This is a genomic window from Leeia speluncae (genome assembly GCF_020564625.1).
GTDB lineage: Bacteria > Pseudomonadota > Gammaproteobacteria > Burkholderiales > Leeiaceae > Leeia > Leeia speluncae.
Genome location: NZ_JAJBZT010000002.1, coordinates 346,391 through 368,804, shown reverse-complemented (window position 1 = coordinate 368,804; position 22,414 = coordinate 346,391). Strand labels below are relative to the sequence as shown.

The window sequence follows — 22,414 nt, the reverse complement described above, 5'->3', positions numbered from 1 at the left end:
GGATGCAGTGGCATCATGGATTCGCAGCATCTGCGATGGTGTTCTTACTTACTTTATTTAAGGCAATGAGCAAAATGGTGGCTGCAATGCCAAGCCCCAATACTAAGGATATCCATAACCCTTTCACACCCAGTGGTGCCCAGTCGCTAGAAAAATTCAACCAATCGGGGTGTAAGCCAATCCAGCAACCAAATGGTAAGGCGAAGCACCAAAAGGCAATGACCATGGCAATTAACGGCAAGCTACTGATTTTATAGCCGCGAAGTGCCGATGCCGCACAGACTTGGATCGCATCAAACACTTGGAAACTAGCTGCAAACACTAGTAAGGTAGACGCCACCATTTGCACGGTCTGATCCGGGCTATAAAGCGCAATGATCGACTTGCCCATGGTCAGCATCAATGTACAAGAGCACAAACCGCAGAAAATACCCATGAGTAAACCGACTTTACTACTGTAACGAGCAGCTTTCGGTTGCCCGGCGCCTAATTGCTGACCAATCCGGACACTCATGGCAAGGCCGACTCCCATCGGGAGCATAAAGGTTAATGCGCTCAGGTTGAGCATAATTTGGTGTCCGCCAATGCTAGCTGCACCTAACGGCGCCACCAACAAGGTCGTCCCAGAAAAAGCAGATACTTCCACTAAATACGCGCCGCCAGTTGGCAAACCTAGTTTGCACATTTGCCCAAAAATGGACCAATTGACATGCCAATGCGAGGCAAAAGGGCGGAACTGTGCATATTTCTTGGATTTCAGCGTATAGAGAGACATCACCAGCGCAGAAATAATCATGATGAGACCACTGGCCCAACCACAACCCGCACCACCCATAGCTGGTACACCAAAGTAACCGTAGATAAACACAAGGTTAAGCGGAATATTCAGTAGCAGTCCCAAAATGCCCAGCACCATGACCGGACGCGTTTGAGAGACAGAAGAAGAGTAAAAACCCAACGAACGAAACATCAGTCCAAAAGGCGTGCCAATGGCAATGCCCTTCATGAATAAATCGGTAATTGCTACTGTTTCAGGGGCCGCGCCCGTCCATGTCAGAATGGGGTGACCAAAGAAGAGAATCAGCGCGACTGGAATCCCTAAGCAAAAAGAAAGAAAAATGCCGTGATGAGAGAGGTTGGTTACCTCTTTATATTCTTTGGCACCAAAGGCGTGTGCCACCATCGGGCCAACCGCGCTCACGACACCAAGGGAGGAGAAAAATAAAATAACCCACACACCCGTACCAAGAGAGACGGCCGCTAAATCATTCGCGCTAACTTGTCCTGCCATGACGGTATCAATCACCCCCATTAGCATGCCAGCTACTTGGGCAATAATGATCGGCCATGCCAATTTACTGAGCGATTTGGCCTCGGAATAGAATTTGGTTTGCGCAATATTTTTCACAACAAAGTTATACCGTATAACACGCCGACCCGCAATATTCGTCAAAAATTTACAATATTTATCCGTTAAATTACGTAGGCTGGAAATGTAGAAATTGATTAAAATTTAGTCTAAAAGTGACTTATCTATTTGTTTTTGTTGAATAATTTGCAAAATTGCTGCGTTGCGCAAGGACAAATCAAGACAATACAAAACGCTTGAAAGTGTTGGGAAATCGGCGTAATAATTTTCCTGTTGGCTGCAAACACGCAAATGCAGTAGTTGCAAACAACCCCCATCAACATTTGAAAAACCAACCGGTAACTATACACCGCTTACAAAGTGGTGTCGTTCCCGAGTTTGAGGAGAGAGTATGTTCACCAAATCTAAACTAGTAATTGCTGTTGCTTCAGCTTGCGCATTCGCAGGCGTTGCTCACGCTGACGTAGTGGTTAAACTAGGTCAAGTGAGCCCAATGAGCGGTCAAATCGCTCACTTGGGTAAAGACAACGAAGCAGGTGCGATTCTAGCTATTGAAGACGCAAACGCTAAAAAAATTAAGATTGGTGGTCAAGTAGTCAAATTCGAATTGGTTTCTGAAGATGACGCTGCAGATCCAAAAACAGCTACTGTGGTTGCTCAGAAGCTAGTAGATGCTGGTGTGAAAGGTGTTGTAGGTCACTTGAACTCTGGTACTTCTATCCCTGCATCTAAAATCTACAACGACGCAGGCATCCCACAGATTTCTCCATCTGCTACCAACCCTAAATACACCTTGCAAGGTTTCAAAACTACCTTCCGCGTAGTAGCGAACGACGTTCAACAAGGTGGCGCGATGGGTAAATTCGCTATTCAAGAATTGAAAGCGAAAAACGTAGCGATTATCGATGACCGCACCGCTTACGGCCAAGGTTTGGCTGACGAAGTGGAAAAAGCAGTGAAAGCTGCTGGTGGTAAAGTGGTTGCTCGTGAATACGGTACCGACAAAACGACCGACTGGATGGCGATTCTGACTTCAGTTAAAGCGAAAAAACCAGACGTAGTATTGTACGGCGGTATGGACGCAACTGCTGGTCCATTATTGCAACAGATGAAACGTCTAGGTATCAACGCTGGTTTCGTGGTGGGTGATGGCGCATGTACACCTGCAATGATCCAACTAGCTGGCGACGGCATGAGCAAAAATGCTTATTGTACAGAAGCTGGTGTTCCTCGTTCTATGATGCCACAAGGCAAAAACTTCGAGAAACGCTTCAAAGCTAAATTCGGTAAAGAAATCCAGATCTACGCTCCGTACGAATACGATGCGATGACTGCAATCATTACCGCTATGCAACAAGCTAACTCTACCGATCCAAAAGCTTACTTGCCTAAACTAGCGGCAATCAAACTGAGCGGTGTAACTGGCCCAATCGCTTTCGATAAGAACGGCGACATCAAAGGTGGCGCAGTGACTGTTAAACAGTTCGACGGCAAAGAGTGGAAAGACGTTAAAGTTGTTCGCTAAGCTTTAATGCAACAATAGATATTTACCGTATCTATGCCCAAAAACCCCGCTATATGCGGGGTTTTTGCTTTTCTAGATTGATCTATTCGTATTGATGATCGTTATTGTATGGTCAATGTGCGTGTTGCTGTCATATCTGATGGAGAACAATCGGGTAGATTACGGATGTACTATTGACAGCTTGCGTTATTGCCCGACTATCGCCTATTGCCCCCCTTCTTTAAAATTTTGCCTGCTAACCAAAGTCCCCTGATTGTCAGTCTTTTGGCAACGTGTTGATCCACTTGGAGAGGATACTTGGATAGCCCATCTGGTTTGCATACCCGCAAGCGCAGAGGAAATCTGCTAAGTAGAGAACAAAGCAGATCATAATAATCAAAAGGATAGAGAATGTTGGCGAACAATAAATTTGCATTAGCAGTAATCGCTGCCGCCGTTGCTGGTGTAGCACACGCAGATGTAGTGGTGAAACTTGGTCAGGCTAGCCCATTGAGCGGCCAGATTGCGCACATCGGTAAAGATGACGAAGCTGGTGCATTGCTTGCGATTGAAGATGCAAACAAGAAAAAGATCAAAATTGGTGGTCAGGTTGTTAAGTTTGAACTCGTTTCAGAAGATGACGCTGCTGATCCACGTACCGCAACGGTGGTTGCTCAGAAGCTAGTCGACGCGGGTGTAAAAGGCGTGGTGGGTCACCAAGGCTCTGGTACTTCTATCCCTGCTTCTCGTATTTATAGCGATGCGGGTATTCCTCAGATTTCTCCATCTGCAACTAACCCTAAGTACACCATGCAAGGTTTCAAAACCACCTTCCGCGTGGTAGCGAACGATGTTCAACAAGGTACGGCAATGGGTAAGTTTGCAACACAAACCCTAAAAGCAAAAAACGTTGCGATTATTGATGACCGCACTGCTTATGGCCAGGGCTTGGCAGACGAAATTGAAAAAGCGGTAAAAGCAGCAGGCGGTAAAGTGGTTGCCCGCGAATACGGTACCGACAAAACGACCGACTGGATGGCGGTGTTGACCTCTGTGAAAGCGAAAAAGGCGGACGCAGTACTTTACGGCGGTATGGATGCAACTGCAGGCCCTATGCTTCAGCAAATGCGTCGTTTAGGTATGATGATGCCGTACATCACGGGTGATGGCGCTTGTGGCCCTACCATGATCAAACTATCTGGCAGCGGGATGACCAAAGATACTTACTGTACCGAAGCGGGTTTGCCACGTAGCCAAATGCCAAAAGGTAAGGATTTTGAAGCGCGCTTTAAAGCTCGTTTCAAAATGGACATCCAGAATTACTCTCCGTACGCTTATGATGCGATGACCGCGATCATTACTGCGATGCAAGAAGCAAATTCTACCGATGCGAAAGTGTTCTTGCCTAAACTAGCGGCAATCAAAATGAGTGGTGTAACTGGCCAGATTCAATTTGATCCAAAAGGCGACATTAAAGGTGGTGCAGTGACCGTTAAGCAGTTTGAAAACGGCAACTGGAAAGACTTGAAAGTAGTTCGCTAATCGCGGCAGTACTACAAGTAGCAATTGGCTGTTTTAAGCAAATAGCGAATTGAACATGAGAAAACCCCGATTCCTTATCAAAGGTTTACGGGGTTTTCTTTTACATAACCTTTACAGGTTTGATCAAATCCCCCTATAGTGAGTCATGGCGATCTCACTTAAAAATATCCGATACTTCATTGCGGTAGCAGAAGCAGAGTCGATTACTGGTGCTACGCAGTCTTTGAATATTTCCCAATCGGTGGTGACCGAAGCAATCAAAACCCTAGAAGACGATCTAGGTGCGACGCTCTTTCAGCGTCACGCCCGTGGCATGGTACTGACCCATGCGGGGCATCAGTTCCTCCGCCATGCGCATCAAATTATGGCGTCTGTCCGTAATGCTCAGCAGGCGCTATCCGCACGGCCTGATACCATGTCTGGCATCTTGAACGTGGGGGTGACGAGCCTGGTGACGGGCTATTATTTGCCTTATCTGTTAGATCGATATCGCCGCGTTTTTCCGCAAGTGGAAGTAAAAGTGATTGAAGATCAGCGAGATTATCTAGAGCATCTGTTGGTCAATGGTGAGTTAGACGTGGCGGTGCTGATGGTGTCTCAGCTAGAAAACCGGCAGGCGTTAGAGTCTGAAGCGTTGGTGACGTCGCCTTGGCGTTTGTGGCTTTCGGTGAATCATCCGCTAACTTCTGCAAAATCGATTTCTATCAGTGATTTGGCCGATGAGCGCTTTATTATGCTCAAACTCGATGAGTTAGAAAATACTAGCCATGCTTATTGGCGTGCTGCGGGCATTCGACCGCGTACCGGTACGCGCACGGCTTCAGTAGAAGCAGTGCGGAGTTTGGTGGCCACAGGGGCCGGGGTATCTGTTTTACCGGATATTCTTTACCGCCCGTGGACACTAGAAGGTGACCGTCTAGAAGTCCGTCCGATTGAAGAATCTTTACCGACTTTGGGTCTCGGCGTGGCTTGGCGCCGTGGTTCTGTGCTGTCTGAGGCGACTCAAAACTTCCTGATCGTGGCGCGTGAACATAGCCGTGCGCACGGCAGGACTTAACCCACACATCTAGCTATCGGTTTTTCCGATTACTTATATCTGAATTACGTTCTGGTACTCCGACGACAGCATCCCTACAATGATTTCATTCACACGGGATAGTGATATTGCATCCGTGACCGTATTTCTTCATGTCAAAGTCGGAGGGAGTTAGCATGAATCAGAACGGAGTAGCGCTAAGTAGCAAGAAGCGTATCGCCTTGGTAGTGTTGGCTGCGTTAGCAGGTTCTCAATTATCTGCTGCAGGGATAACAAAGGTAGGTGCCGGAGAAGGGCGCCTAGATATCATCGCTTGGGCTGGCTATATCGAGCGTGGCGAAACCGATAAGAATTATGACTGGGTCACAGGTTTCGAGAAAGCCTCTGGTTGTAAGGTAAATGTGAAAACCGCTGGTACATCAGATGAAATGGTCGCGTTGATGAACCAAGGTGGTTATGACTTGGTGACTGCTTCTGGCGATGCGAGCTTACGTTTAATCTTTGGTAAAAAAGTTCAAGAGATTAACCCTGCGCTGATTCCTTCTTGGAAGAATGTAGACCCTCGCTTGCAAAATGCGCCTTGGCATACTGTCGCAGGCAAGCATTATGGTGTGCCATACCAATGGGGTCCAAACGTGCTGATGTACAGCACCAAAGTCTTTAAAACCCCACCAAAATCATGGTCTGTGGTGTTCGAACCGCAAAATCTACCGGATGGCAAATCCAACAAAGGCCGTGTGCAGGCTTATGATGGCGCGATCTATATTGCCGATGCCGCACTGTACCTGATGAAGAAAAACCCAAAACTGGGCATCAAAGATCCGTATGAACTAAACGAAACACAGTACGCTGAAGTTTTAAAGCTACTGCGCCAACAAAAAACGCTGACACATCGCTACTGGCATGATGTCACCGTTCAGATGAATGATTTTAAAAACGAAGGTGTGGCGGCCTCTAGTTCTTGGCCGTATCAGGTCAATGCCTTAAAAGGCGAAAAACAAGCGATTGATTCGGTAATTCCATCTGAGGGCGTCACCGGTTGGGCTGATACCACCATGATGCATGCTGATGCAAAACATCCAAACTGTGCATACAAGTGGATGGATTACTCGCTAAACAACAAGCTGCAATCGGCACTTGCTGAGTGGTTTGGATCATTGCCAGCTGCACCTGCTGCGTGTAATGAAAAAGCACCTGGTGGATCGGCTTTCTGCAAAGACAATGGATTTGATCGCTTTAGCCAAATTCATTTCTGGAAAACGCCACAAATCAAATGCAGCACCCAAGGCAGTTGTGTTCCTTATAGCCGCTGGACACAAGACTATATCGCCATTATGGGTGGTCGCTAAGTTAAACCTGTTTCAGCAGGTACCCGGCAGCGTTCCGCTGTCGGGGCATTCCATCAAAACATGATTAGCGCTTGCTAATATAGAAGAAGGATTCGACGCATGACCGTTGCAGTCGAGTTTACCGGTGTGTCACGCCTATTTGGGCAGACAGCGGCGGTAGATAATGTATCGCTTACCGTCGAAGAGGGTGAGTTTTTCTCAATGCTGGGCCCAAGTGGCTCGGGCAAAACCACCTCTTTACGATTAATTGCGGGTTTCGAGCAGCCCACTTCGGGCAGTATTCGCATCTTTGGACAAGAAGCCGCTGGCGTGCCGCCGTTCGAGCGCGATGTAAACACCGTGTTCCAAGATTACGCGCTGTTCCCGCACATGAATATCCGCGATAACGTTGCCTATGGGCTTATGGTAAAAGGCATCGGAAAAACCGAACGCCTGAAAAAAGCCGAAGAAGCCTTGGCCATGGTGGCGCTGCCAGACTATGGCGATCGCAAACCGGGGCAATTGTCTGGTGGCCAACGTCAGCGGGTGGCTTTGGCGCGTGCGCTAGTCAACCAGCCTCGGGTGTTGTTACTAGATGAACCATTAGGCGCGCTAGATTTAAAGCTGCGCGAGCAAATGCAGGTGGAACTAAAAACCTTGCATCGCAAATTGGGCATCACCTTTATTTACGTGACGCATGATCAAGGCGAAGCGCTCTCGATGTCAGATCGGGTCGCTGTGTTTAACAAAGGCAAGATCGAACAAGTCGATGCGCCAAAAGTACTCTACACCCGCCCAAAAACCATGTTTGTGGCAGATTTTGTTGGTACGGCCAACGTGGTGAAAGGGGCATTGGCCCAAACGCTAACTAGTTCTAGCACGCCATTCTCTATTCGCCCAGAACATATTCGGATGGTGGCAGATACCACACTGGCTGACCATATCCATGCCAAAGGCGAGGTGATCGATGTGCAATATCACGGCGCAACTAGCCGGATTGAGGTCTCCGTTGGTGGGCAGCTATTTGCTGTCATGATGGCTAATCTGCAGTTTGGTGCAGATGATGAAGCGCATTTACCCGTGATTGGCTCCTCCGTGCAACTCGCTTGGCCGGTGTCTGCCATGGTGCCTTTAGCAGAAGGATGAGGTAATGATGTCTACTTCTCTACCCATTGCGAACAAGGGCATCCGCCACTGGTGTGCGAATTTTCTGTATCGCAAACCGACGTTCTTCTTGTTGCTGATGCTGGTCCCGCCGCTGATTTGGTTTGGCACGGTGTACTTAGGGTCTTTATTTGCTTTGCTTTGGCAAAGTCTCTACACCTTTGATGATTTCACCATGAGTGTGCTGCCAGAGTTCACGTTGGCAAATTATCGCAATCTGTTTGAGTTAGCCAATGCAGATATTGTGATTCGCACGTTTAGCATGGCCTTAGCCGTCACGATTGCATCCGTCATCTTGGCGTTTCCGATGGCGTATTACATGGCGAGATACGCAACTGGTGCTGAAAAAGGCTTCTTCTATGTCGCGGTGATGCTGCCAATGTGGGCGAGTTACATTGTAAAAGCCTATGGTTGGACTGTGATCTTAGCCAAAGGTGGCATTATTTATTGGTTGATCGATCGTCTTGGCTTGACCAGTGCATTAGAAGCCTTTCTCGCATTACCGTATGTGGGGGGCAATACCTTGTCTACCTCCCATGTGGGCCGCTTCTTTGTCTTTACCTACATTTGGCTACCGTTCATGATTTTGCCGATCCAGGCGGCGCTAGAGCGAGTCCCTGCGAATTTACTGCAAGCTTCTGCAGATTTGGGCGCAAAACCTAGCCAATCTTTCCGCCATGTGTTGCTACCGTTAGCGATTCCAGGCGTAGTGGCGGGCTCTATCTTCACCTTTTCACTCACTTTGGGTGATTACATCATCCCTCAGCTAGTCGGCCCATCTGGTCTCTTTATCGGCACCATGGTTTACACCATGCAAGGATCGATCGGAAATATTCCAATGGCAGCGGCGTTTACCGTGGTTCCGATTGTGTTAATTGGTATTTATTTGAGTTTGGCAAAAAGATGGGGGGCTTTCGATGCGCTCTAAGACCAAAGTAAGTAATGATCAGCGCGCACCGCGTTGGCTCAAAGCCTTGGCCTACGGTGGCTTGGTGTTCCTGCATTTTCCGATTTTGATGATCGCCATCTATGCCTTTAATACCGAAGAAAGCGCCTTTAGTTTTCCGATTAAAGGCTGGACGCTACGCTGGTTTGCCGAAGCTGCCGCGCGTGAAGACATCATGGACGCGGTGTGGTTATCGGTAAAAGTCGCTGCCTTTGCAACGGCGATTGCCATGGTGTTAGGCACAATGGCTGCGGCAGCCTTGTATCGTCGGGTGTTCTTTGGCAAAGATGCGATCACCATGATGCTGATCATCCCGATTTCCTTGCCCGGGATCATCACCGGTATCGCGCTACTGGCAGCCTTCAAAATGATGGGTTTAGAGCCTAGTTTCTGGACGATTGTGATCGGGCATGCCACGTTTTGTGTGGTGATGGTCTACAACAACGTGGTGGCGCGCTTCCGCCGCATGCCGCATAGCTTGGTCGAAGCTTCGATGGACTTAGGCGCCGATGGCTTTGTCACCTTCCGCCGGATTGTATTGCCACAAATTGCCACCGCGTTGTTGGCTGGCGGCATCTTGGCCTTTGCGCTCTCGTTTGATGAACTGATTGTCACCACTTTTACCGCAGGGCACGAAAAAACCTTGCCGATTTGGTTGCTGAACCAACTAACTCGCCCAAGAGATGCGCCGATTACCAACGTCGTTGCTTTAATGATTATGTTGATCACCATGATTCCGATCTTGCTGGCGTACCACCTGACCAAAGGAACGGAATCTGTTGCAGGTAGTAGCAAATAACTTAGCCGTTTTTCACCAACCGTTTTTACTCCTTAGGAGCGAGTCACATGAATGGTGTGCAATTTCCAACTGCCTTACTGATTAACGGCCAACTAGTTGCCGGTGAGGGTGATAAAGAAGACGTACTTAACCCTGCTACTGGCGAAGTCTTGTGCCAAGTGCCGGAGGCCTCACTAGAGCAAGTGCAGGCTGCTGTTGCCGCCGCCGAAGCCGCGTTTATCGGCTGGGCGCGTACCTCGCCAAAAGACCGCAGTAACTTGCTGCTAAAGCTGGCAGACGCTATCGAATCGCGTGGCGAAGAGTTTGCCCGTCTGGAATCTTTAAACTGTGGCAAGCCTTACCTAGCTGCGTTAAATGATGAAATCCCGGCAGTGGCAGATGTATTCCGCTTCTTTGCTGGTGCTGTGCGTAACCTGACTGGCCCAGTGGCTGGCGAATACCTAAGTGGCCATACCAGCATAATCCGCCGCGATCCACTGGGGGTGATTGCTTCTATCGCCCCATGGAACTACCCATTGATGATGGCGGCGTGGAAAATCGGCCCAGCCATCGCTACCGGTAACACCGTGGTGATCAAACCATCCGAGCAAACCCCACTCACGACATTGCGCTTGGGTCAGTTGATGGGCGAAATTTTCCCGCAAGGCGTGGTCAATGTGGTGACTGGCCGTGGCGAAACCGTAGGTTCTCCTCTCATTAGCCAGCCGCAAGTGCGCATGGTTTCTCTCACTGGTGATGTGTCTACCGGCCAAAAAATCTTGGAAACCGCGTCGAAGAGCCTAAAGCGTACCCATCTAGAACTAGGTGGCAAAGCCCCTGTGATTGTGTTTGACGATGCTGATCTATCCGAAGTAGTTGCTGGTATCCGTACCTTTGGCTATTACAATGCTGGCCAAGATTGCACCGCCGCCTGCCGTATGTACGTGCAATCTGGCATTTACGATAAATTAGTGGCCGATCTATCCAGCGCCGTGTCATCGATCAAATATGGTGAGCAAGAAGACGAAGGCGTGGAAATGGGCCCGCTGATTTCTGATCGCCAGCGTAATCGCGTTGCGAGCTTCGTGGAACGCGCCGCCCAGCAGCCACATATCGAGATCACCGCCGGTGGCAAAGTAGGCGACTCTCGTGGCTTCTTCTACCAGCCAACCGTGGTAGCGGGCGCTCTGCAAACCGACGAAATCGTCCGCCGCGAAGTATTCGGCCCCGTTGTTTCCATCACCCGTTTTGACGACACCGAACAAGTGATTGGCTGGGCAAATGATTCCGACTATGGCTTGGCTAGTTCTGTCTGGAGCAAAGACGTGAGCAAAGCCATGCAAGTCGCTGCCCACCTGCAGTACGGCTGCACTTGGGTCAATACCCACTTCATGCTCACCAGCGAAATGCCTCACGGCGGTATGAAAAAATCCGGCTACGGCAAAGATATGTCCATCTACGCGCTGGAAGACTACACCTGCGTAAGGCATGTGATGATCAAGCTGTAAGGCTTGTAGTGGTTAGAGAGTAAAGCCCCTTGATTTACTTAGAGGGGTTTTACTGTTGCAGACTCTTAGGATGATTTCAACCATTCTTTTGTAGGAATATCACCACCAAATAAAGAAGGATCTAAATTCATTTTAGATGCTTTGGGGTTAAATTTTTTGTGAATATTTCGGAATACATGCTCCCCAAAGCTTTGTATAGCCGAAAGGTGTCGACTTGTTGTATAAGCAAAGAGATCCGCAATTTCTAGCATTGGTTCTAGTTCTCTAGGTGGATTAACTTCACCTTTTACTCCAATGTGGCGATTAATATTATGAGGCTGTTTTTTTCCTTCAAACCATTCTATTTTGGTTTTGTCTTGGTCGCACCAAATTTTAAATCTTGTACCGTATCTTTGGATGAAATGAATCTCTGCAGCAGAATAGGCGAACTGTTGTGCTTGCTTAACTTTAAAATCAAATGAAAACTCTTTACCATTTTCTGTTGAAAATTTCCCAGCCATTTTTTCTGGCTTTGGATTGTTTAATACTTCACGCATATCAATGTAGCCATATGACCAGAGTAAACCAACTGGTAATAATGCTTCACTCAGATTTCTGAAGAACTCTAAAACCTGTTTGTCAGTAAGCTTTCCCCAAGATGTTTTTTCTCGCTGATGCTTGGAAAAAATTACTCGACAATGCAATTTCTCTTGAGAATCAATACCATATTTCATTTTATACTCTTGTAAAATTAAGAGCGTTTTCCGAATGGTTTGTTGTGAACCACCGATCATCGAATAAATTGCAAATCTGTCATTTGAGGCAGTTGATTCATCTCCAAAAACGTAGCAGGCCATATCTTCGGGAAATAGGTTCTTAATTGTCATTTCAAATCTCTCAGAAGACTTATTCTTACAATATAAGGGGATATGAAGTATTACAGATATCTACAAATTGATGTAAATGATGCGTGCTTAGTTCTATAGAATTTTTTGAAATATAGCTTAGATAAGTTAATGCATATTTAAATATTTCTTGAAAATTGAAATGTCTAATAGCTTAGCTGAGTATTTTTTATAGAGAAATGAAGAAGCACTCAAAATAAAAAAATGCCCCGGCCAAAGCCGGGGCATTTCATCTATTCAACTCATTTCAACGTACTTAGTGGCCACCACCACCGCCGCCGCCAAATCCTTTAATCGGTTTGGTTAGCCAGATCACACCGATCAATACTAAAAATAGAATTCCAAAGCTGTGGAACACATCAATGGTGGCCATCATTAGTGCTTGTTGGCTAATCATTTGGTCGATTTGTTTATACGCACCTTGTAGCGGCATGCCAACGCTTTGTAGGGTGTCTAAAAAGCGGTTGGTTTCCAAACTACCCGCTGTAATATGCTCGGTTAGCGTGGCATGGTGGAAAGTGGAGCGGTGGTCCCACAATGTCACGGCAATCGCGGTGGCAAAACTACCCGATAGCGTACGGAAGAAGTTAGATAAACCTGCCGCACTCGCCATTCTTTCTGGGGGTAGGCCAGACATCACAATCGTATTGATTGGAATGAAGAAGCAGGCAATCCCAATCCCTTGCAGTAAGCGTGGCAAGAACATGTGGTTAAAGTCTGTTTCTAGGTTAAAGCTAGCCACCCACAGCATGGTGGCAGAGAACACAATAAACGCGAACGTGGCCACTAATCTTAGGTTTAAGCGGGCAATGTTTTTACCAATAATGGGCGATAACACAAACGCGAGTAAACCAACCGGTGCCGTCGCCAGCCCCGCCCAAGTAGACGTATAGCCCATTACCGTTTGCAGGTAGAGAGGGAAGAGTACCGTCGAACCAAAGAAGCAGAACATCCCAAGTGAAAGCGCCAATACCCCGTAACGGAAGTTGTGACTCTTAAAGAGGGTTAGGTCTACCACTGGGTGTTTATCGGTTAATTCCCACACCACAAAGAAACACAGCGCAATCACGGCAATCACGGCGAGCGCCAGAATAAAGCTAGATTCAAACCAGTCGTTATCGCTACCGTTATCTAGCATTAGCTGTAGGCTACCTACACCAATAAACAATAGTGCCAAGCCAACTACATCAATTGGTTTTTTCGCGGTTGGTGTTTCGTGTTTCTTCAATAAGCCCCATGCCACAATGCCAGAGAATATCCCGACGGGCACGTTAATAAAGAAAATCCACGGCCATGCAAAGTTATCGGTTAACCATCCGCCGAGTAGCGGGCCAAAAATCGGCGCGACAATCACCGTCATCGACCAGAGCGCCAAGGCGACGCCTTTTTTCTCGGGCGGATAGTTCGATAACAGCAGGGTTTGCGAGAGCGGCACCATCGGGCCAGATACCAAACCTTGCATAAAGCGGAAAACCACCAACATCGGCAAGGAAGTCGCTAGACCACATAGCATCGAGGTAATGGTAAAGAGTAAGACCGAAATCACGAACATTTTGACTTGGCCGAATCGCTGTGCCAACCATCCGGTTAGGGGCACGGCCATCGCACTGGCTAAGCCATAAGAACTAATTACCCACGTACCTTGGGTACTACTGACGGCCAAATTACCGGCAATATGGGGAATCGCAACGTTCGTGATGGTGGTGTCAAGCACCTCCATAAAGGTGCCTAACGCCACCGCTAGCGTCATTAACGCCAGCGGTAAGCCATGCAACCGTTGTGGTGCTGGCTGGGCGGTTTGAGCGGCAGACATGCTGAATTAACCTTTCACGCCAGCATTAGTGGCAACAAGTTGATCTGCTTCTTTGCTCGCAGCTTGGTACTCGGCATCGTAGACTTGGGTTTGGTAAACCGCTTGGCCATTGCCAACCGGTGCCAGCACCTGTCCATTACGTTCGTGCGTATCTACTTTCACTAAGGTAGATAAACCAATGCGCAGCGGGTGGGCTTGAAGTTCTTTCGGGTCTAGCGCAATACGCACTGGTACACGTTGCACCACTTTAATCCAGTTACCGGTGGCGTTTTGTGCGGGTAGTAGCGAGAACGCTGCACCCGTTCCTGCAGAGAAACCCAAGATTTTGCCGTGGTAAGTCACGTCACTGCCGTAGATATCGGTGGTGATTTCTACTGGTTGATTAATACGCAAGTTGCGCAACTGCTTTTCTTTGAAGTTAGCGTCAATCCACAAGTTGTCTAACGGTACAATCGACATCAGGTTGGTCCCTGGTGCAATGCGTTGGCCAACTTGTACACTACGCTTAGACACTACGCCGTTAATTGGCGCTACTAAGCCATTACGCTTGTCTGCTAACCATGCCTGAATAAACGTTGCACGGGCACGCAACACGCTAGGGTGGGTGGCCAGTGTGGTGCCATCAATCGCGGCGTGGGCAACCACGGCTTGTTTTTTCACGATCTGCAATTGGCTTTCTAGTTGCTTCACGCTGTCTTGTGCGTGGGCAACTTCTTCACCGGTAATCGCTTGATCTTTTAATAGTGGCAAGCGACGGGCCAAATCATCTTTCGCCTTTTTCAGATCTGTTTCTGTACGGTCGATCTGCGCATCGGCTGCGGCTGCGTTGGCAGACTGCTGGCGAATTTGACGAACCGCTTCACCCAATTTGGCGCGGGCATCTTCTAGCGCCACTTTGCTGTCAGATGGGTCCATTTGTACTAACAACTGGCCTGCTTTGACGGGCTGGGTTTCATCAGCATGAATACTAACTACCGTACCTGCTACTTGTGGCGTCAGGGTAATCAAGTTACCGCCCACGTATGCATCATCGGTTTCTTCTTCTTTACTACCAACCAATGTATACCAAGTGGCGTAACCAATACCTGCAAGCACAAATAAGGTGGTTAGAAGGGTTAGGGCTTTTTTACGCTTGCCATTTTCTGCTGGTGCTGGGGTAGTAGCGTTTTGTTGTTGGTCAGTCATTTAACTTCTCCGGCAGTATTCGTGTTGGCTGATTGGTATCCACCACCCAGCGCTTTTATTAAGTTAATTTGTGCAGCAATTTGTTGTTGTTTTAGGTTCAGCAACGTCATGTTTTCTGTCATCACACCAAGTTCGGCCTGAATTACTTGGCGTTTATCTGCTAGCTGCTGCTTTAGCCTTGCTTCTACCAAGCTTTGCTGAGCTTGTGCAGCTTGCTTCGCACGTAATGAAGCCGCTTGTTGGCGTTCTACCCCTTGCAGGTTATTCACCGAGTCGCTTACTTCTTTTAGGGCGTTAATCACGCTCTCGTTGTATTGATTAATTAATACAGCGGTTTGTGCGCGGTTGCCTTCAAGGTTTGCTTTTAAGCGACCAGAGTCAAAGATTGGCAAGTGAATTGATGGGCCAATGCTGCTAATTTGGCTGGCAGAGTTAAACAGTTTGTCTAAATCAATCGTTGAAAAACCAACCAGTGCATTGATCGTAAAGCTAGGGTAGAACCGCGCTTTCGCCACTTCTTCTTGCGATAACGCGCTTTCCACTCTCCAACGGGCGGCATCAATTTCAGGGCGGCGAGCAATCAGCTCTACACCTAGTTGGTCTGGCACGCCGGTTTTTACGTCAGGCAGTGGTTTAGCAGTCAGTGCTGGCAAGCTATCTGAAGCCGTTAAGGCGCGTAATGCAATACGTGCTTGTTGCTTCAAGGTCGTTAGTAGTTCTGCTTGCTGTTGCAAGTTCGCACGGCGTTGATCTTGTTGGCGCAAGATATCCGTCGTTTCTAATCCTTGTTTCAATCTTGCTGCTTGCAAGCGGTTCAGTTGGTCTTGCTTTTCAATTTGCTGATTTACCAGCGCTAATTGTGCGCTAGCAGATTGGAAAGCAAAGTATTGCTGCGTAATGGCGGTGCTTAGCATCAATTCGGCACTCGCCGCTTCGGCGCGGCTTGCCGCTACTTGGCCAGCGGCAGCGCGGATGCTGGCACTTTGTTTGCCCCACCAGTCTAGCTCGTAGCTAAAGTCCAAGGTTGCGCGGCCTTGGTTAATGTAGTTTCCTGCATACGGTACGGGAATCAAACCAGTCGCGGTTTCTTTGTCCCGCGTTACGGATGCATTCGCAGATACGGTCGGCAGTTTTTCTGCTTGGTTAGCAGAAAGCGTTGCATTGGCTTGTCGGATACGTGACGCAGCGGTGGCAAGCGTCGGTGAGTTAGCGCGACCTTGTTCAATCAACTGATTCAGTTGATCATCACCATAGAGTTTCCACCAATCTGCTGCTGGCCAATTGGCTTGGCGATAAGAAAGTTCGCTAGTTAGCGTTAGTTTAGACGCATCTAGTTTTTGGACTGGATGCTCATTTTCCGGTATGGCTACGCAACCGGTTAGTACACTACTGACCAAAATAACAATCAGTGTGAAACGATTGAATGTTCTTCTATTCATCAATTGATAATCCATTTTTCAAATAAATGGCTAAAAACTTAGCAGTTAAACTGCCTCATTGCGGATTAATCGAGCATCGAGGCAAGTTGTTTTTTTAGCAATGCAATGAGGAGCTTCTTTTCTTCTTCAGTTAAAGCCGAGTGAACTGGCTCTAAATGTTTTCTAAGGTCTGGTGCCGTTTTACGAATCATCTCTGCGCCGGCTTCAGACATTTTTAAATCAATACGGCGGCGATCATCTTGGCTAGGAAAACGGGTGATAAATCCGCGAGCAACCAATTCATCGCAAATACGCGTCATATTGGTTCTGGATTCACCAGTAATCGTAGCTAGATCAGATGGGTTGAGTGGTTCACCTTCTGCTTTGAAAAACATCATTAATGTTTTCCAGCTAGTTGGGTTCAGATCCACTTCTTTTAGCGCCGGAGCCATCTGTTCTTGATACACGCGTGCCATCAGTTCGGTTAACCGTTGGGCGGTGACGTTTGTCACGTTTTCCAAAGGTAAACCTAGACGTTGAATGACTTTACTCACACCTTCTTCAATTTGATAGACGGTGTCAGAGCGACATATTAAAGACTGTAATTTACTGTTCATAATTTAATAGTACAGATTTCAATTATATTTTGCAATCACTAAATTTACATCTTTTTTAGAATGTGAAATTTCGCAACAAGTAGATCACTGGCTAGTCTAGAAGAGTTGCCTGTACTACAATCAATTCATCAGCGAACACTTTTACAAGGAACGCCGTGCAGCAACGATCAAAATTTTGGTTGATGATTGGCGTAGGGCTAATACTGCTCAATGGAGCGGTGTGGCTTGCTGCAGAACATTTTCAAGAAAAAGAATCCCTCCTTGCTCGTGAAAAACTGATCCATGATCAAAAGCAACAGCGCCTTTATCCCAAAGCGGCGGAAATAGAATCCAGCCTGCACGCGATTTACACCAATATCCGGACCATTTCTCTTCTACCAAGTGTGCGCGCATTAGAAGGGAGCAACCCGGTTAGCAATCGTCCAGAAACAGGGAAATCTCAGCTGTCTAATACAGACAAGCAAACTATCCAGCAACTCTTTAATAATTTAAGAGATGCAGCGCAGGTACATGAAATCTATGGCGTATTAAAAGGGATTGATGTGAAAAGCGGGCAAGAGCCTGTTTTTATGTTCGATCATCCGGACTTGGGCTATCACTCTTTGGCGACACCCGCTTCAGAAACAGAGGATAAAAATGCACCTAAGCCTTATGAACTAGCTGAATACGGTTATTTTCCTATTCAAATTCAGCAATTAGAAAAAATTGCCCCCGTTTTTCTATTTTCGAATGTGAATCAGATCCCTGCGATTTTTTCTCCATCCGTCAGAACGTGTGACAACACTCAGTATTACTCTAAGACGGAGTGCAGTGTAAAAGACACAGAAGGAATTCTGTACTCGGTACCTTTTTACTCTCAAAAAACCAACCGCTTAACCGGGGTGATTAGCGCGATATTTCGCACTAACATGCTAGAAGCCATGTTAGTGGGCACGCCAAGACTATTGGTGACGCCAAGAGATAAGACGTGGGCAAAAGAACAGCATGTGAATACGCCAGCGGTAAGTAACTTCTTACTAGAAAATAAACGCTATCAACTACATATTTTTGATCGTCGTAATCAATTAATCAGCAACTATATTAAGCAGCCCGAAAAATCGGTGGGTGAATGGCAAACCCTCCCGCTCAAAATCGAGGGAGATAGCGATTGGACGTTGTCTCTTCTCGTGCCTGAAACTACGCTAGCTAAAGTAGCTGATGATGCAGCTGAAGATGTGGTGAGAGATTGGTTAGTCATTTTCTTATTAGTTGAAATGAGTGCGGTCATTGCATGGCTAGGATACCGGGCGAAAACCCATGGCAATGAGATTAATCGCCGCTTAGAGCAAGATAGAAACGCAGCAGAAAATGCCAACCGAACAAAGAGTGCATTTTTAGCCAATATGAGCCATGAAATTCGCACGCCGATGAATGCGGTGATTGGCTTCTCTAACCTCCTGAAAACTACGCCGTTAAATGAGCAGCAAAGAGGGTATCTGGATGCTGTATTAACATCTGGCGATGCGTTGCTGGGGCTAATTAACGATATTCTCGATTATTCCAAAATTGAGGCAGGGCATCTTGAATTAGAAAGAATCAGTTTTAATCTTCGGCAAGTGCTAGAAGATTCGATTGAAATTATGTCAGAACGTGCCGCGCAAAAGCAGGTTGAATTAATCGGCATGTTCCCAACGGATCTTCCTGACAAAGTACTCGGGGACCCTGGGCGATTGCGTCAAGTCGTCATCAACCTACTAAGTAATGCCATTAAGTTCACCGAGTCTGGCCATGTTGCTTGCAAAGTAGACGTCGTCGAAAAAGCGAATCATCTTTATGTTTGTCGATTTGAGGTGAAAGACACTGGCATTGGCATGTCGCCAGAAGTAGTGGCGAAACTTTTCCAACCCTTCACCCAAGCGGATGCCTCTACGACGCGCCGCTTTGGTGGCACAGGGTTAGGGTTATCTATCAGCCAGCGCTTAATCAGTGCAATGGGCGGCAAAATTAGTGCGACCAGCCAGCAGGGAAGCGGTTCTGCATTTTCCTTTGAGCTTGCGTTTGAAGCGCAAGAAGATCATGCCGCACCAATGAAAGAAGTCTCTCTCATCGGCAAGCGAGTCGTGGTGGTGGATGACAACACCTTAAACCTCAAGCTGATGCAAGAAATCTTGCCGCGTTGGGGGATGGAGGTGATTTGCTTCCACTCTGGTGAAGCTGCTTTGCAAGATCTTCACCACTTAGCACCGGTAGATTTGGCCATCTTGGATATGGAAATGCCAAATATGGATGGAGTGATGCTACAAGAAGCATTACGCCACCAATTACCCTACACTATGCCAGTTATCTTACTCACCTCATCAGGGGTGAGTGGTCAGAAAAAACAAGCCGAGTTGTCTGGCTTTGCCGGATTCCTCAGTAAGCCATTCCGTCATCAGCAATTACTGAGTATGTTGCAAGCGGTACTAGAGATGGCCGAGACGCCTGAAGCGCAAATGGTGACCGAATATGATGTGCCCGTGCGGCCAGAGAGTACGCACCGAATCTTGGTGGCAGAAGATAACCCAATCAACCAAAAGCTCACGCGGATTATGGTGGAAAAGGCGGGCTATACGGTAGTGATTGCAGAAAATGGGCAAGAAGCGCTCGATTACGCGCTGAGTTCTTCGTTTGACTTAATCCTGATGGATTGCCAAATGCCGGTGATGGATGGCCTAGAAGCTACCCGGCATATTCGTGCGATGGGAGTTAATCTGCCAATTATTGCGCTCACAGCAAACGCATTTGATGAAGATCGTACCGCCTGCTTAGAAGCGGGGATGAACGATTTCCTCACTAAACCAATCAGCCAACAAACCTTAGTCGATATGTTAGATAAGTGGCATCGACAATCATAAGGATTGCTTGAAGCAAACGATGATCAAAGTAAAAAGGGGCAATTCGCCCCTTTTTTGCATCGTGTTCACCTAGTTTAAGCGGCTAATTGCTGCTTTCTTGCTTCTCTTACTTTGCGGATAAACATAATCGATGCGATATAGACCAAGACGCAAAGGAAAACCTCAATGCCTGCCAAAATTTGCGATAAGCCCTTGTCAGACCATGCACGCATCACGCCTTCAGTGAAATACATCAAGATAAACATCGTCATCCATTTGTGCGTATAAAGGCTACCTTTTAATAATCCACGTAATGGAAATAACAACGGCAATGCTTTTAAAACAAGTAATGATCCACCCGGCTTAATCGGTGCTAACCATAGCTCCCAGAGTAAACACAGAAGAATCAGGCCAAATAGGCCGGCATTAGTAAGGTAATAAGCGATTCTCATAAAGACTGACCAGATAGTTGTTTTGCGGTTTCTGCTACGCGTTTGCCTAATGCAAATGCCAGTTGTTGTTCGTGCTCGGATAATGCGGTTTGTTGTTGGCTACCGCTCACATGGCTAGCACCATACGGCGTACCGCCAGTTGCGGTAGAGGATAACGCCGGTTCGGAGAACGGCAAGCCAACGATTAACATCCCATGATGTAAAAGTGGCAACATCATACTCAGTAAGGTGCTTTCTTGACCACCATGTTGGCTGCTACTACTGGTGAATACGGCACCAGGTTTACCAATGAGCGCCCCATTCATCCATGCACCACTGGTGCTATCTAGAAAATACTTCATGGGTGCCGCCATATTACCAAAACGGGTGGGGCTGCCTAAAATCATTCCCGCGCATTCCGTTAAATCTTGCGTGGTGACATAAGGGGCGCCTTGATCGGGTACGGCGGGTTCTGTGGCTTCACAAACCGTAGAGACGCGTGGTACGGTACGGATACGCGCGCTCATGCCGGATACACTATCGACCCCTCGGGCGACTTGCTGTGCCAACGCTTTCACCGAGCCATGTACACTGTAATACAGAATCAGTATTTCCTGCATGGTTGCTTGCCTTATCCGATAAAATGAAGCGTATTATAGCGAACCTTTGAATCAGAACGAGCCATCATGTCCGAAAACCTAAAAGATAGACTTGTTAATCTGCTCGCCTTTACGCGATTTATCGGTCGCCGCATGGGGGAAAACCGCTGTTTGCAGGTCGCAGGTAGCTTAAGTTTTACCACGCTACTCGCCTTAGTGCCATTCATTACCATTGCATTAGCCGTGTTGGCACCGTTCGATGTGTTTAATAGCGTGGCCAACCAATTTAAATCGTTTCTGATTTCAAACTTGGTACCAGATACCGCCAGCCGTGTAATTACCGTCTACATGCGACAGTTTACCGATAATGCAGAAAGGCTGACGGCGGTTGGGATTATTGTGTTGGCAGTGACGGCCATTATGATGATTTCGACAGTAGATAAGGCGTTCTCTGCCATTTGGCAAATTCGTCACCAGCGTCCTATTTGGCAAAAATTAATGCTGTATTGGACGATTCTCACCATCTTGCCTGTGGTGATTGGTTTGGTGATGACCGGGGTGAATGATCTCTTTGCCCTAATGCCCGACTTTAAGCGCTCACTCAATTGGCTAGAAAGCCTTATTACTTGGGTATTAAGGACAATCCTCGCGATAGCCTCGTTTTCGCTACTATTTCATTTTGCGCCGAATCGCCAATTACCGTTTAAACACAGCCTCATTGGTGGTGCATTTACGGGCGTTGCCTTTGAATTAATGCGGTTGGGTTTCCACTTTTATGTGAAAAAAATGGCTAGCTACAAACTGGTGTATGGTGCGTTTGCTAGCTTACCTATTTTCCTTGCATGGCTATATCTCCTGTGGAGCCTCTTACTCGTTGGTGCAACAATCACGGCTAGCTTATCTTACTGGCGTGGCCAATCTTGGCGTCTACGGCAGAGTCCCGGGCGAGATTTATATGAGTCCCTACGCGTGCTAGATAAACTTCATGAAGCGCACCAACACGCTAAGGCATTAACCACCGAAACGCTACATCGGAATCTGTACTTAGGACTGGGAGATCTAATGGATCTCTTGGCAAAAATGGAGGCGCAAGGCTGGGTTCGACGCGTATCAAATAGCCGTGAGTGGATGCTCGGTCAAGATCTTGACCAACTCACCTTACTGGATTTATACCGTGCGCTAATCTGGGATACGCGAATGCTCGATCCAGTTTTACAACGGCATGATGCCTTGGCAGAGGCATTGCGTCTTCCTGTTGCTAGGCTAGAAGCAGAACTAGGTATGCCTGTCAGTGGCATTCTGCAAGATCCTCACTTCCTTAAACGTGCGGCACAAGCGGCAGCGGCAGTGGCTGCAGTAGAAGAAGCTAAAGCGGCCGAAGAAGAAGCCGCCGCTGAAGCAGAAACCAAAGAACAGCAAGGATAAGTAAAAACGGCAGTC

The 22,414-nt window shown here is 47.5% G+C and carries 18 protein-coding genes; 10 read left to right on the top strand and 8 right to left on the bottom strand.

The annotated features are described in order from the left end of the window. Window positions 1-13: 13 nt before the first annotated feature. Complete coding sequence (locus LIN78_RS04720) at window positions 14-1,408, bottom strand: MATE family efflux transporter (RefSeq protein WP_227178996.1); 1,395 nt, start codon at window positions 1,406-1,408, stop codon at window positions 14-16. 352 nt (window positions 1,409-1,760) lie between these two features. On the opposite strand from LIN78_RS04720, the gene LIN78_RS04715 reads away from it, so the two are divergent. The 8 genes from LIN78_RS04715 (at window position 1,761) to LIN78_RS04680 (ending at window position 11,175) form a co-directional block, all read left to right on the top strand. Continuing rightward, window positions 1,761-2,894 carry a branched-chain amino acid ABC transporter substrate-binding protein gene (locus LIN78_RS04715; RefSeq protein WP_227178994.1) on the top strand — a complete coding sequence of 378 codons (1,134 nt, stop codon included), beginning with the start codon at window positions 1,761-1,763 and terminating at the stop codon, window positions 2,892-2,894. Window positions 2,895-3,284: 390 nt separating this feature from the next. Further along, window positions 3,285-4,415 (top strand): branched-chain amino acid ABC transporter substrate-binding protein, encoded by a 1,131-nt coding sequence (locus LIN78_RS04710; protein WP_227178991.1) that lies wholly within the window; start codon window positions 3,285-3,287, stop codon window positions 4,413-4,415. A 145-nt stretch (window positions 4,416-4,560) separates the two neighbouring features. Next, window positions 4,561-5,472 carry a LysR family transcriptional regulator gene (locus LIN78_RS04705; protein ID WP_227178989.1) on the top strand — a complete coding sequence of 304 codons (912 nt, stop codon included), beginning with the start codon at window positions 4,561-4,563 and terminating at the stop codon, window positions 5,470-5,472. Between the two features lie 155 nt (window positions 5,473-5,627). Continuing rightward, a complete protein-coding gene (locus LIN78_RS04700; RefSeq protein WP_227178986.1) occupies window positions 5,628-6,800 on the top strand; it encodes an ABC transporter substrate-binding protein in 1,173 nt (390 codons plus the stop codon). A gap of 99 nt (window positions 6,801-6,899) precedes the next feature. Further along, window positions 6,900-7,925, top strand: coding sequence for an ABC transporter ATP-binding protein (locus tag LIN78_RS04695; RefSeq protein ID WP_227178984.1), 1,026 nt, complete (start codon window positions 6,900-6,902; stop codon window positions 7,923-7,925). A 4-nt stretch (window positions 7,926-7,929) separates the two neighbouring features. Beyond that, on the top strand, window positions 7,930-8,871 hold the full coding sequence (locus tag LIN78_RS04690) for an ABC transporter permease (RefSeq protein WP_227178982.1): 942 nt from the start codon (window positions 7,930-7,932) through the stop codon (window positions 8,869-8,871). Continuing rightward, a complete protein-coding gene (locus LIN78_RS04685; RefSeq protein ID WP_227178979.1) occupies window positions 8,861-9,688 on the top strand; it encodes an ABC transporter permease in 828 nt (275 codons plus the stop codon). The genes LIN78_RS04690 and LIN78_RS04685 overlap by 11 nt, the downstream gene beginning before the upstream one ends. Before the next feature lie 47 nt (window positions 9,689-9,735). Beyond that, window positions 9,736-11,175, top strand: coding sequence for a gamma-aminobutyraldehyde dehydrogenase (locus LIN78_RS04680; RefSeq protein WP_227178978.1), 1,440 nt, complete (start codon window positions 9,736-9,738; stop codon window positions 11,173-11,175). 65 nt (window positions 11,176-11,240) lie between these two features. Here LIN78_RS04680 and LIN78_RS04675 read toward each other — a convergent pair whose 3' ends face one another. The 5 genes from LIN78_RS04675 to LIN78_RS04655 form a co-directional block, all read right to left on the bottom strand. Continuing rightward, window positions 11,241-12,041 (bottom strand): hypothetical protein, encoded by an 801-nt coding sequence (locus LIN78_RS04675; RefSeq protein WP_227178975.1) that lies wholly within the window; start codon window positions 12,039-12,041, stop codon window positions 11,241-11,243. Window positions 12,042-12,315: 274 nt separating this feature from the next. After that, entirely contained in the window at window positions 12,316-13,872 is a 1,557-nt protein-coding gene (locus tag LIN78_RS04670) for a DHA2 family efflux MFS transporter permease subunit (RefSeq protein ID WP_227178973.1), read from the bottom strand. 6 nt (window positions 13,873-13,878) lie between these two features. Then, the gene (locus LIN78_RS04665; protein ID WP_227178971.1) at window positions 13,879-15,057 is read right to left on the bottom strand and encodes an HlyD family secretion protein; all 1,179 of its coding nucleotides are present in this window, start codon (window positions 15,055-15,057) and stop codon (window positions 13,879-13,881) included. Continuing rightward, complete coding sequence (locus tag LIN78_RS04660; RefSeq protein ID WP_227178969.1) at window positions 15,054-16,496, bottom strand: efflux transporter outer membrane subunit; 1,443 nt, start codon at window positions 16,494-16,496, stop codon at window positions 15,054-15,056. Before LIN78_RS04660 ends, LIN78_RS04665 begins: the two co-directional genes overlap by 4 nt. 65 nt (window positions 16,497-16,561) lie before the next feature. Further along, window positions 16,562-17,029 (bottom strand): MarR family winged helix-turn-helix transcriptional regulator, encoded by a 468-nt coding sequence (locus LIN78_RS04655; RefSeq protein ID WP_227178967.1) that lies wholly within the window; start codon window positions 17,027-17,029, stop codon window positions 16,562-16,564. A 218-nt stretch (window positions 17,030-17,247) separates the two neighbouring features. Between LIN78_RS04655 and LIN78_RS18320 the strand changes: the two genes are divergently transcribed. Next, window positions 17,248-19,965, top strand: a complete 2,718-nt coding sequence (locus tag LIN78_RS18320; protein ID WP_227178965.1) for a response regulator — start codon at window positions 17,248-17,250, stop codon at window positions 19,963-19,965. 74 nt (window positions 19,966-20,039) lie between these two features. On the opposite strand, the gene LIN78_RS04645 is transcribed toward LIN78_RS18320, so the two are convergent. Together LIN78_RS04645 and wrbA are read right to left on the bottom strand one after the other, a co-directional pair. Next, on the bottom strand, window positions 20,040-20,396 hold the full coding sequence (locus tag LIN78_RS04645) for a DUF2069 domain-containing protein (protein WP_227178963.1): 357 nt from the start codon (window positions 20,394-20,396) through the stop codon (window positions 20,040-20,042). Beyond that, entirely contained in the window at window positions 20,393-20,995 is a 603-nt protein-coding gene (gene wrbA / locus LIN78_RS04640; protein WP_227178961.1) for an NAD(P)H:quinone oxidoreductase, read from the bottom strand. The genes LIN78_RS04645 and wrbA overlap by 4 nt, the downstream gene beginning before the upstream one ends. Before the next feature lie 66 nt (window positions 20,996-21,061). Here wrbA and LIN78_RS04635 point away from each other — a divergent pair, with 66 nt between their 5' ends. Beyond that, on the top strand, window positions 21,062-22,399 hold the full coding sequence (locus LIN78_RS04635) for a YihY family inner membrane protein (RefSeq protein ID WP_227178959.1): 1,338 nt from the start codon (window positions 21,062-21,064) through the stop codon (window positions 22,397-22,399). Window positions 22,400-22,414: the final 15 nt, after the last annotated feature.